The following is an 11,778-nucleotide window of genomic DNA, read 5'->3' as shown; positions in this document are numbered from 1 at the left end:
TTACCTAAGATAGTCAAACTCACAACGACAAATGATAGGTAAGTGGTTTCAATTCAACCTTAATCCTGACAAGGATATTATTATCTGTCAATTATTTACGAAAGACCAAAGCCGCCCAATTGGTTTTCACAATTTGCTGCTCTTTGGTCAAGCCCACCGAATGGCAAATGGCTTCGATATCGGCAATATCATGCTCATAAATGCCACTTAGCAACAAATATCCTCCCGCCTTCAAATGATCCACATAGCTTGGTATTTCTGCGGTGAGTACATGCTTATTGATATTTGCCAAAATGATGTCGTATATGCCATCAATATTTAGCGATTCCATAGTCCCAATTTCGAATTGAATACTTGGAAAGCCATTATTCTCTGCGTTTTCAATACTGTTCTCAATGGCCCATTCTTCAATATCGAAGCCGCGAACCTTCGTAGCGCCTAATTTGGCCGCCATAATCGATAATATTCCCGTTCCGCAGCCAACATCTAGTACACTTTTGTCTTTGTGGTCGATATCCAATTGCAATTTCACCATTTGCCAGGTGGTTGCATGGTGCCCTGTGCCGAAAGACATTTTGGGTGTAATTACAATTTCATGTGTGAAGTTTGGTTGCGCTTCATGGAAATGCGCACGAATAAAAACCTGATCTTCTACAGCTATTGGATCATAGTTTTTTTCCCATTCGCTGTTCCAGTTTTCCTTAGCTATTTCTTTGGAAGTATATACAAAACCAGCCTGAGCGTATCGAAGTGAAAGCTCTTCTACTGCTTTTTTATCATAATTTGCCGTTTCGATATAGGCATAAAAGAAGCTTTCCAATTCATCGTCCATAAAGGAATCGAAGCCTATTTCGGCCAGTTCAGCCATGATTATTTCTTTATACTCTTCTTTGCAATCGCAGGTAAGTTCGGTGTACATATAGGCTGATTAAATGGGCTAATCTTGAATTATGAGTTTTGTAAGGCTTTGGCAATGGATAGAAAATCACGGCTTTTGAGAGAAGCCCCGCCAATAAGCCCTCCATCTACATCTGCTTGTGCGAATAGTTCTGCAGCATTGCCGGGATTGCAACTGCCGCCATAAAGTATGGAAATTCCTCCCGCTATTTCTTTACCGTATTTTTTGGCAATGCACTCGCGAATATTGGCGTGCATTTCCTGCGCTTGTGCCGAGCTCGCTGTTTTTCCAGTGCCAATGGCCCAGACAGGTTCGTAGGCAATTACCACTTGTTTGAAGCTTTCAGCATCTAAATGAAAAAGCCCTTCTTCAATCTGCTTTTTCACAAATTCTATATGTGTATTTGCTTCTCGGATGGATAATTCTTCTCCGCAGCAGAATATGGGTGTAAGTTCTTGCCCTAGAGCTTGATTCACTTTATTGGCCAATTGCCCACTACTTTCATTGTGATAGGCTCTCCGTTCGCTGTGACCTATAATTATATACTCCGCCCCTGTAGATTTAATCATCCCGGCAGATACCTCACCTGTATATGCACCATGACTATGTTCACTGCAATTTTGTGCGGCAATTGCCAGCTTTCGGTTGATAGGTTTTCTTCGACTTAGAGCTTCTAAATGAATATATGGAGGAGCCATTATCACTTTGATATTCGGGTCGATTATTTCATCATTTACCATATAAAAAACTTCTGATGCCAGCTTCAATCCAGCGTCGAAGTCATTATTCATTTTCCAGTTTCCGGCTATAATTTTGGTGCGCATAGGTTATTTTGTGAATATTGAGCTAAATTAATGCATTCCGCTTAAAGGTAGAAGAATAATGGCAATAGGAAGTTTTTCTGACGACGACGAAATAAGAAAAAAGAAGAAGCTCACACCCAGGCAAGCTTTGGTAAAAATGATGAAATATTGTGCCTATCAAGAGCGATCTCAACATGAAGTGCGGCAGAAATTGTTTGAACATGGTTTATATAGTTCTGATATTGAAGAAATTATCAGTGAGTTGATAGTTGAAGGCTTCATAAATGAGGAGCGATTTGCAATAGCTTTTGCGGGAGGAAAATTTAGGGTAAAGTCTTGGGGGAGGATTAAAATAAAGCATGCATTGCAGCAGCATAAAATTTCAGACTACTGTATGAAAAAGGCTATGCAAGCAATAGATGAGGAAAAGTACTTAGAAAGTTTGAAATTGATTTTGCAATCGAAATGGGATAAGCTGAGAGGAAAAAGTGATTATGAGCGGAGAAATCTGGCAGCACGCTTTGCCCAAACTAAAGGCTTTGAGAGTGAGTTAATCTGGCAAATATTGCGGGAGGATGGGGACTTTACTTCTGAAAATGGTTGAGAATTAGCTTAAACTTTTACCGACTTTGATTTAAGATAATAAATAAGCCAAGACCTAAGCATTACTATCACCATCAAAGGAAAAAACAATATGTGAAATTGCTGACGAATAAAAATTGCCCCAATTAAGGTCATAGCCGTAAGTAAAGTAATTCCCAAAAAGTAGCTCGCAACCCAATCTTTCAGCTTTTTGCTAAAAATGAGGAATATTGCACCAATCAAATGAAATGGATTTGCCCATAGCAGATTGTAATTTTTGGCAGTAGCAGAATGTGCAGTGCCAAACCATAGCCATAATACAAGTATCCCCAATAATCCTGTGATTGTGAATAAAGCAATATCAAATCCTTTGGAAGTTTTTCTTCTACGAAGATCTCTGATTGAAAATAGGATACTTATTACCAATAATAAACCGATCATTAAAGCTGGGCTAAACCAAGCTTGATAATGAAAATCTTCTTTTTGATAGCCCAATTCCTTGGTTTGCAATACTAAAGGCTCACCATTGTATGTTCCATTTGCCAGCATGCTAAAAACATAATCTGGTAAAAAGCGGAATTCCATGTAATTCATTTTGGTATCGATTACCGAACCAAGTGCCAAGTCCACACCAAAGTCTGCCCAAGGGAATGGAGCTTGATAGCGATCTATCATTTCCCGAAATGTAATATCTTCATAATTGGCACTGTCTAGCACTAAGCCATCGCCATATATTTCGATCAATGCGTCGATTACTCGTGTGGCGCAATTGTCATAGAAGAAGTCGTATCGGTAGAACTTATTTTCTGGCAGGTAGTTTTTTTCCAAAAATGCAAAAACAGCTTGCTTTTTATTGATATCGAGATCTAGTACTTGCTCCTTCACCCACCTTTCCTCATAGAGATATTCCGCTATAAATCGATCGAATGAACTTACGCTTAGCATATAATTTAAGCGTCCTGTGGCGAATTTTCCATAGAAGTTTGGTGTATTAAAATCGAATGTGCCGTAATTGTACACTCGATCGAAGCCCAATCTTGGATCTTTGATACGTAGGGCTGTGTGGCCATATGCTGTAAAGGCTTCTTCATTACCAGGGCCACAAGTGATTACACTTACAGTTGCCTCCGTTGTGAGCTGGGGCAATGCCCCTTGGAAGAAACTGAATAGAAGTAAAATGGAGCCTAATAGTGTATTCATAGAGGCATGAAATTACAAATAATTCTCAATTGAGGCGGAAAGAAATAGATTAGTTTGATTTGAACCATTGCAAGTATAACTTTCATTGTGAATAATAATTTAAAGGACGGGTTAAATTTTACTAGAAAGCTGACAATACTCCGACTTTGGAACGCGGCTCAGGTATTGCTAAGCTATTTTTATAGCCGTATTACACGCAATCCTGTGCCGATGGGAATGCCTATAAGTTTGTCATTCGAGCCGACCACCTCGTGTAATTTGAGATGCCCAGAATGCCCTAGTGGATTGCGCAATTTTACCCGTCCCACAGGCATGGCGCAAGAAGAGCTTTTTCAAAAGACCATTGATGAGCTCGCGCCGAGACTAATTTACCTTATCTTATATTTTCAAGGAGAGCCATATCTCAATCCAAAGTTTTTGGATAATGTGAAATATGCTTCTGATAAAGGAATTTATACTGCTACATCCACCAATGCTCATTACCTCAAAGATCATTTGGCTAAGAAGACAGTGGAATCAGGACTGGATAGATTGATTATATCCATCGATGGCACAACTCAGGAAACCTATGAGAGCTATCGGGTAGGAGGAAAATTGGAGAAAGTGATTGAAGGCACTAAAAATGTAATTAAATGGAAAAAGGAGTTGAAATCGACTACTCCTCATATCATTTTTCAGTTTTTGGTGGTGAAACCCAATGAGCATCAAATTGAAGATGTGAAACGATTGGCGAAAGAGTTGGGAGTGGATGAAGTGGGATTCAAAACCGCACAGATTTATGACTATGAAAATGGCTCTGACTTAATTCCGACAATTGATAAGTATTCTCGCTACAAGCAGAAACCCAATGGCAAATGGGAAGTAAAGAACAAGCTTTTAAACCACTGTTGGAAGATGTGGCATTCGAGTGTCATTACTTGGGATGGCAAAGTAGTGCCTTGCTGTTTCGATAAGGACGCTGAGCATGAAATGGGAAATGTAGATGGCCAAAGCTTCAAAGCTATATGGCATAGCGCAGCTTATGATAATTTCCGCAAATCACTTATTCGCTCGCGCACTGAAATAGAAATGTGCAAAAACTGCACGGAAGGCACCAAAGTATGGGCCTAACTACCAATGTTGGGCGATAGTTTCGATTATTGATTGATGAATGGTGCCATTCGAAGCGAGGATTTCTTTGCCAAATATTGGATTATCTCCGCCTTCAAACTCCGTAACCATTCCTCCCGCTTCTCTTACGATTAATGTCCCAGCGGCTACGTCCCAAGGTTTGAGATTGTACTCGAAAAAGCCCTCGAATCTACCACAGGCAACATAAACCAAATCCACTGCTGCGCTGCCAAGTCTTCTCAATCCATGGGAAGTTTTCATTAGTGAATGGAGGATGCTCAGGTAGTTTTCCATTTTGCCGAAATCGTAGTATGGAAATCCTGTGGCGATTAAACTTTCACCCAAATTCTTTGCGCTTGATACATGAATAGGTTTGTCATTGCAAAAGGCACCACCACCAAGGATTGCTGTAAATACCTCCCGCCTATTGATTTCATAGACTACTCCTATAATCGGCTGATCGTTTTCCATTAATGCCACACTAATGGCAAAAATGGGTAATCCGTGGAGGTAATTGGTTGTACCATCTACCGGATCGATTATCCAAGTATATTTTTCGTTTGCTTGCTTTCCTGTACCTTCCTCAGCCAAAATCCCTGCTTCAGGCAATACTTTTCGGAGCCCTTCTACCAATATCTTTTCGGCCCCTTTATCTACATAAGACACCAAATCATTAAAGCCTTTGTATTCAATTTGATCTTTGCTTATGGTTTTGAATTCTGCCGAAATAAAATCAGCAGCTTGCTCAATTACCACTAAGCTTTGGTCAAGGATTTCATTTAGATTTTTTTCCATGAATTTTTAGACGAGTCTTTTCTTTTACCAAAATGGATGCTGCCAGAAAAAGCGCCATCCATGCGCCAATGAGCCCTATAAAATCGCCATTTTCACTGTATTTGCTTGCTTGCCCATTCCACTCGGATGGGATTATTACTTGACCAAAATCTTGGCTTTCGGCGATCAAATAGCTTACTCCACTTTCAGAATAATACAAATACGCAATGCTTATAGGAATGGCGATAATTAGGATGAACAATATGCCGTAAAGCTTCTTTTGCTTTTGATGTGAAAGGCTTAAATCGCCTTGAAAAAATTTGAAGGCCAATAGATTAGAAACCAATAGCCACAATGTGCCACCCATTGTCCCAGTCTCTACATACCAGCCGAGAAATTGTGTCTCAATTGCGAGTAATTCGCCTAAAGTAGGCTGTGCATATTGCGGGAGGTAGCTGTGCATTAAGTATTCAAATGCAAGCCAATAAAACACGAACCCAAAGTAGCCGGATGTATTTTTTCCAATACGCCAGGAAATGTGTGAAAAGTAGACAACGAGCGTCATTCCCAAGAAATTGATAGGAAAGGCTAACCAAGGAAGGTCAAAGTACTTTTTAAAGAAAAATGCCCAAATCAGGAATATAATAGCTAAGGGAAGCATCATCGGTATAGCTTCTTTTAGACTATTGAGTGGTGTGCGTTCAGAAAGGATAAAAAATAGTAATGGCACCAAAGTGATAAACAGAAAATAAGGATGCATCCAGAGAGAGAGGAGCAATAGAATGACTGCACTTATCATCAATAGGGATCCTATGCCTTTGATTTTGCCAAAGTAAAAAGGACTGAAGGAAAGGGATTTTATAAATGCACGCATCAATTTTTGCCTTGTATCACCATCACAAACTCACCCTTTGGGTCATGGTTTTTGAAATGCTCTAATACTTCCTTTACCGTCCCATTCACGGTTTCCTCGTAATACTTACTGATTTCTCGAGAAATAGAACAAAGTCGGTCTTCACCAAAATACTCAGTAAATTGCTCGAGACTTTTGATAATACGATGTGGAGATTCGTAAAAAATCATTGTACGCTTTTCATCAGCTAATTCCTTGAGCCTTGTTTGACGGCCTTTCTTATGCGGGAGGAAACCTTCAAATGTAAATCGATCTACTGCTAAGCCGGATTTCACTAGTGCCGGTACAAATGCTGTAGGGCCGGGAAGGCATTCAATCTTCACATCGCTCTTGAGGCATTCGCGCACTAACAAAAAGCCAGGATCCGATATAGCGGGAGTTCCAGCATCAGAAACCAATGCCATGACTTCTCCATTCAATAGCCTTTGGACAATGCCTTGAACGACTTTATGTTCATTGAAATTATGATAGCTATGAAGCTTATTTTTGATTTCAAGCTTTTGAAGGAGCAATCCTGTGGTGCGTGTGTCTTCTGCCAAAATCAAATCAACCTCCCGCAAAATTCTTATCGCGCGAAGGGTGATATCTTCCATATTCCCTATAGGTGTAGGGACAAGATATAAAGCAGTTTTAGATTCTGACATTTGCTATTTTACAATTTGTCAATTGCTTTGGCTAGTTTACGATCTTTTTCGGTAATCGTATTGCCTTCATCATGCGTTGTGAGTTCAATCGTAACTTTATTATACACATTGTTCCAGTTAGGGTGATGGCCAAGTGCTTCAGCTGCAAATGCTACTTTAGTCATAAAGGCAAATGCTTCAACAAAGTTTTCAAATTCAAATGTCCTTGTCAGTTTATTATCTTTTTCTTTCCACATAGTCTTTTGGTTTTTCCTTAAAGTGAAATAATTCCTTCAATTTTCCAAGCTTCTTTGTAAACTGATATGATTTCATCACTGGATTTGGCCATTATTTTTACGGTAAGACTTACGTAAGCACCTTTTGATGAGGGTTTTGTGGAAACATCGTGCATTGGAAAAAGCATTTTCACTTCACTCAGCTTTTCTTTAGGTACGATGAATTTGAACATGTAAAGGCTTGGGAAGGAGCTTTGTTCATCGAGTTTGGCTTTTAAGCTTTCCAAGGACGGTTTGGGCCTTTGCATAACCAGAAATTTGGGGTAAAAAAAAATCGGCCCTAAGGCCGATTTGAATGATTAAAAGAATTTGTATCTATAGTCTTTGATCTCGGCGAACTCTCGAATGGCTTCGTTTATTGCAAAGCCAGCTCTATCTGGATATCTCTGTCTAAGTATGTCACCATAGATTCCCAATTCTGTAATTTCAGGAGCATTTGTTATGCTATTTACTTCGATTACAAATACGCCACTACTTTCACCGATAGGAGCTGTTCTTTCGCCAGCATCTAGTCCAAAGGCTTTACCTATTGCAGTAGGAGCTGAACCAAATAGACCTAATGTATTTCCGTTTAAGGTTAAAGAAGCATTACTTTCAGTTCTAGCGTCTGAACCGTAAGTATCTCTAATTTCTTCCAAAGTACCAGAAAGGCTAGCAAGTCTGTCTTGGATGATTTTCGTTTTCTTTTCATTCTTCACTCTTTGCTCAACATCTGCTCTAGCATACTCTAATGGAACAATACCTTCGTCTGTTCTACCTGTCATGATAGCAACTACATATTGGTTGTCCAATTCGAATACTTCACTTATTGATCCAATTTTTGCGTCATTGAAAAGCCATCTTACAATCTCCCTAGCATTGTTCAAGATATTAATACTACGATCAGAGTTTGTAATATCGAAAGCTTCATAAACTGCATAATTGTTTTCTTGAGCAATTGACTTGAATTGATCATAGTTTCCTACGTTGGCAGTAAATCTACCTGCATCACGGAAAGCATTGTCTCTAGTTTCGTCAGTTGGCTCAATAGAGATTTGTATACTTGCTATTTTGTAGTTAAGTGATGTTGGAGCTTCAGTTACATTGATAATGTGGAATCCGAATTCGCTTTCGATCAATCTTGGTATTAGACCAGTGGTTGACTGAGCAAATACAGCATCATTGAAAGGTGCAATCATGCCACCATCATTAAACCATCCAAGATCTCCACCTTGTGCTCCAGATGTATCATCTGAATACTCTCTAGCCAATGTTGCGAAATCAGCACCGCCTCTTAATTGAGATAGCACTTCTTCAGCTTCGCTACGTTTTGCTTCAGCATCTTCTCCATTGTTTGTTCTGAAAAGGATGTGACTAGCTTTCGCAGATTTGGTTCCGTCAGTTTGAACTTCTGAAACTTTATGAACTTCTAAAAAGCCGTTTGATATAAAAGGTCCGTATACCTCGCCTTCTTGAAGTTCGAGACCTACAAGAGTTTGAGGTACTTGAGCTTCAGTGTAGCTACCATAATTCAATGAACCTTCTGAGTTTATTCTTGCAAAAGTCGAGTCATTTGCCGTTGTAGCTAACTCGTCACGAAGAGCGATAATATCTTCACGGTAGATAGCAGTATCTTTTGCACTTGCTACTAATGGGAAGGTTACAAAGTCGATTGATCTTGTTTCTGGAGTTTTGTATCTCTCAGGATTATCATTCATGTAAGCAGTAAGCTCAGCATCAGTTACCGATACTAAAGAGTCACTTACAGAATAATATGGGATATAAAGATACTTTACGTCAGCAATAGTATTTTGCAGTACGTGTTCTCTACGAGCTTCTGCTGAAGTAACGAAGTAAGTATCAGTTAAAAGTTTGTCGTATTTTACTCTGAGTCTACCAGGCCCTAAGTTTCTTTCGAAATTATACCAAGCCATTTGAGCATCTACTGGCATGCTTGCGAGGTTCTGAAGGTAACCTGTGATAAAACTTTTATCAAATTCGCCAGTTTCTGGATTAGTAGCCATCTGCATTAATTCAGGGCTGATATTATTGCCTTGAACCATATCGATGATTTCTTCATCAGTAACTTCTATTCCTAATTTGTCATATTCTTTTTGGAATGCATACTTCGCAATGAGAGAAAGCCATGCTTGCTCCCTTACAGTGTACATATCAATCTCGCTAGGTGTTCTACCTGTATTAGCAGAGAAGTTATACTTGTATTCCTCAATTTCGTTGACGTACTCTTGATAGCTGATTTCTCGGCCTGCAATTTCTCCAACTACCATTTGATCACCACCTAATAGTGTTGAATTAGGTGAAAGTATATCACCACCTACTACAAACAGGCCTAAGCCTATGGCAATGATACCTACCGCTATACCGGACTTTTCGCGAATCTTGTTGATTAAACCCATCTTCTATTCTTTAAAGAACCGCAAAAATAGGTAGAGAATAACTGAAAATCAAAACTTAATGGAAATGGATTTTTTATTAATCCTCTTTTAATGAATTATCATCGATTGTAACCTTCACTGTATCAATCCTTGCATCGTTCATTCCCATGATTGTGAAGGTAAAAGGAGGCGATATTATGACTTCACCAAGGGTTGGAATATTTTCCGTGATTGCTAAAATAAATCCACCTAGGGTTTCGTAATCTCCTTCGGGGATGTTCCATTTGTAATTTTCATTGAGGTAATCGATCTCATGACGAGCACTAAGTAAAAATTTGTTGAAGTCAATTCTTTCTTCAATCCAGTCTTCAGCATCATGTTCATCTTGAATCTCACCGAGTATTTGCTCAATCACATCTTCTATTGTAACCAAGCCTGCTGTACCACCAAATTCATCTACCACCAAAGCAATACTTTTGCGTTCGGCTGTAAATTGGATAAGTAATTCACTGGCAAGCATGGTTTCAGGTACAATTAGAATTGGAGAAAGAATGTCCTCAATTTCTGTTGGTTTTTTGTAAAGTGCCAAAGCATGACAAAAACCAATAATATCATCTATGGATTCTTTGAAAATGACGATCTTAGTATGACCACTATCGAAGAAGGCGTTTTTAAGCGCCGGCATGCCATCTTCTATATCTATCGCTACAATGTCCGTACGTGGGATCATACATTCCCTCACGCGTATCTTTTTAAACTCTAGCGCATTGTTAAAAATCTTGGTACTTACTTCCACATTATTATCAGTATCAGTCGAGGTAATGTGGCGTTTTAGAAAATTGTTAAGGTCAGTAAGTCCAAATACAGGTTGATCTTCTGAGTATTCGGAGCGAAGGATTTTCTGAATGATGATTTTTGAGATAAAATTAATGGTTTGCACTATGGGATATAGCAGAAAAGCAATCGCCATAAGTGGAATGGAAAATGCCTGAAGTATTGCATTTGGGTTGATTAAGGAAATGCTCTTTGGCAAGAATTCTCCAAATATCAATACCACAATTGTTGAAATGGCTGTTTGCATTATTAAAACAACCATTACTGAATCATCCATGAATGAAAACCAATCTACGATCACCGGCTCAAGTACTAAAGCCATGAAGATACCATAGATTACTATAGTAATGTTATTACCCACCAATAGGGTAATGATGAATTTGGATGGGCCTTTATAGAATGTCGAAAGAATTTTAGCGGAGTAGGAGCCTTGTTTTTTATCTAATTCGATTCTGAATTTATCAGCAGATAAAAAGGCTATTTCCATACCCGAGAAAAGAGCGGATAATAGTAGACAAAGGATTATAATCACCAAAGGTATTGTAGCCATAGTCTTACTTTTTAGCTCCTTTGGATTTTATCCTCCCGCTTTTACTGGGAGGAGGGTCTTCAGTATTCTTAGGTTGTTTCATTTTTCTTAATTGATACAAAAATAGTAAACCTACGGAGAACATAAACAACCAATAGGAACTTCCTAGTCCTAAAGTGATTGTTTCCCATACACCAATAATAAAAAGCACTACACAGAGAGAAAAGATAACAACATCTAAAAGTTTCATTATTAGTTTTTTACAGCAAAGCTACCTGTTGGTCTTAATATTCTATACGTTGAGAAATCTTCCGGGGCTTCAAGGCCTTCTCCTTTCAGTATTTCATCCTCTGTTTCTATAGTTACAAATTGATCCGTATAGATTCTTCGTTCGTTTGGTAACCAATTTAACAATTCAGTATTTAATATCTGCTTTTTTACCATACTGTTTATTACAACATCATCTTCCACTGTATATAAAGCTTCTTTTTTGTTGAAATAACCTTTATTGGCTTTTAATGTTGAGGATTGGGTGCCGTCTTTTTCATAAAATATTAGAAATAAGCCGTCTGGATATTCTGCATCTCCATTTTCGAATTGCACTTGGGTATCGGAGGTAATTTTGACTCTAACCTTCGCAGAATCGCTATAATATGTAGTGGTATTGTATGAAATAAGCCATGGGCCATCATAAGGCTCAACCTCATCCATATTTACTGCTTCTCTTTCGCAGGCAATCGAAAGTACAGCCATAAGGAATACTAATAAAAGGGTAAGGTTGCGGTTGTTCATATAAAAAAGGCGGTTAAATCAATGGAGATTTAACCGCTTTTTGTAATTA

Annotated in this window: 14 protein-coding genes; 2 read left to right on the top strand and 12 right to left on the bottom strand. The window is 38.7% G+C overall.

Features of this window, described 5'->3' with window-relative positions; genetic code table 11:
* Positions 1-91: 91 nt before the first annotated feature.
* Positions 92-919: a 50S ribosomal protein L11 methyltransferase gene (gene prmA, locus ACOXY8_RS06525; protein WP_458330753.1), complete on the bottom strand. Its 828-nt coding sequence runs from the start codon at positions 917-919 to the stop codon at positions 92-94.
* A gap of 29 nt (positions 920-948) precedes the next feature.
* Positions 949-1,722, bottom strand: a complete 774-nt coding sequence (tpiA, locus tag ACOXY8_RS06520; protein ID WP_458330752.1) for a triose-phosphate isomerase — start codon at positions 1,720-1,722, stop codon at positions 949-951.
* 58 nt (positions 1,723-1,780) lie between these two features.
* Between tpiA and ACOXY8_RS06515 the strand changes: the two genes are divergently transcribed.
* A complete protein-coding gene (locus ACOXY8_RS06515) occupies positions 1,781-2,305 on the top strand; it encodes a regulatory protein RecX (protein ID WP_458330751.1) in 525 nt (174 codons plus the stop codon).
* A gap of 8 nt (positions 2,306-2,313) precedes the next feature.
* Here ACOXY8_RS06515 and ACOXY8_RS06510 read toward each other — a convergent pair whose 3' ends face one another.
* On the bottom strand, positions 2,314-3,483 hold the full coding sequence (locus tag ACOXY8_RS06510; protein WP_458330750.1) for a lipoprotein N-acyltransferase Lnb domain-containing protein: 1,170 nt from the start codon (positions 3,481-3,483) through the stop codon (positions 2,314-2,316).
* A gap of 87 nt (positions 3,484-3,570) precedes the next feature.
* Here ACOXY8_RS06510 and ACOXY8_RS06505 point away from each other — a divergent pair, with 87 nt between their 5' ends.
* Complete coding sequence (locus tag ACOXY8_RS06505) at positions 3,571-4,593, top strand: SPASM domain-containing protein (RefSeq protein WP_458330749.1); 1,023 nt, start codon at positions 3,571-3,573, stop codon at positions 4,591-4,593.
* On the opposite strand, the gene ACOXY8_RS06500 is transcribed toward ACOXY8_RS06505, so the two are convergent.
* The 9 genes from ACOXY8_RS06500 to lptC all read right to left on the bottom strand — a co-directional run bounded on the left by ACOXY8_RS06500 (position 4,594) and on the right by lptC (position 11,729).
* Positions 4,594-5,388, bottom strand: coding sequence for an inositol monophosphatase family protein (locus ACOXY8_RS06500; protein WP_458330748.1), 795 nt, complete (start codon positions 5,386-5,388; stop codon positions 4,594-4,596). It abuts the gene before it with no gap.
* Positions 5,369-6,241: a hypothetical protein gene (locus tag ACOXY8_RS06495; RefSeq protein ID WP_458330747.1), complete on the bottom strand. Its 873-nt coding sequence runs from the start codon at positions 6,239-6,241 to the stop codon at positions 5,369-5,371. Before ACOXY8_RS06495 ends, ACOXY8_RS06500 begins: the two co-directional genes overlap by 20 nt.
* Positions 6,241-6,924: a 16S rRNA (cytidine(1402)-2'-O)-methyltransferase gene (rsmI, locus tag ACOXY8_RS06490; protein WP_458330746.1), complete on the bottom strand. Its 684-nt coding sequence runs from the start codon at positions 6,922-6,924 to the stop codon at positions 6,241-6,243. The genes ACOXY8_RS06495 and rsmI overlap by 1 nt, the downstream gene beginning before the upstream one ends.
* Before the next feature lie 8 nt (positions 6,925-6,932).
* On the bottom strand, positions 6,933-7,160 hold the full coding sequence (locus ACOXY8_RS06485) for a 4a-hydroxytetrahydrobiopterin dehydratase (RefSeq protein ID WP_458330745.1): 228 nt from the start codon (positions 7,158-7,160) through the stop codon (positions 6,933-6,935).
* Between the two features lie 17 nt (positions 7,161-7,177).
* Positions 7,178-7,447 (bottom strand): DUF493 family protein, encoded by a 270-nt coding sequence (locus ACOXY8_RS06480; protein WP_458330744.1) that lies wholly within the window; start codon positions 7,445-7,447, stop codon positions 7,178-7,180.
* Positions 7,448-7,498: 51 nt separating this feature from the next.
* Positions 7,499-9,595: a peptidylprolyl isomerase gene (locus ACOXY8_RS06475; RefSeq protein WP_458330743.1), complete on the bottom strand. Its 2,097-nt coding sequence runs from the start codon at positions 9,593-9,595 to the stop codon at positions 7,499-7,501.
* Positions 9,596-9,671: 76 nt separating this feature from the next.
* Entirely contained in the window at positions 9,672-10,958 is a 1,287-nt protein-coding gene (locus ACOXY8_RS06470; RefSeq protein ID WP_458330742.1) for a hemolysin family protein, read from the bottom strand.
* Positions 10,959-10,962: 4 nt separating this feature from the next.
* On the bottom strand, positions 10,963-11,187 hold the full coding sequence (locus ACOXY8_RS06465) for a hypothetical protein (RefSeq protein WP_458330741.1): 225 nt from the start codon (positions 11,185-11,187) through the stop codon (positions 10,963-10,965).
* A gap of 2 nt (positions 11,188-11,189) precedes the next feature.
* Positions 11,190-11,729, bottom strand: coding sequence for an LPS export ABC transporter periplasmic protein LptC (lptC, locus tag ACOXY8_RS06460; RefSeq protein ID WP_458330740.1), 540 nt, complete (start codon positions 11,727-11,729; stop codon positions 11,190-11,192).
* Between the last annotated feature and the right edge of the window lie 49 nt (positions 11,730-11,778).

Origin of the sequence: Peijinzhouia sedimentorum (genome assembly GCF_049340005.1) — a bacterium.
Lineage (GTDB): Bacteria > Bacteroidota > Bacteroidia > Cytophagales > Cyclobacteriaceae > CAXBDP01.
Note: the sequence above shows the minus strand (reverse complement) of the source record. Positions and strands in the feature narration are given on the sequence as shown.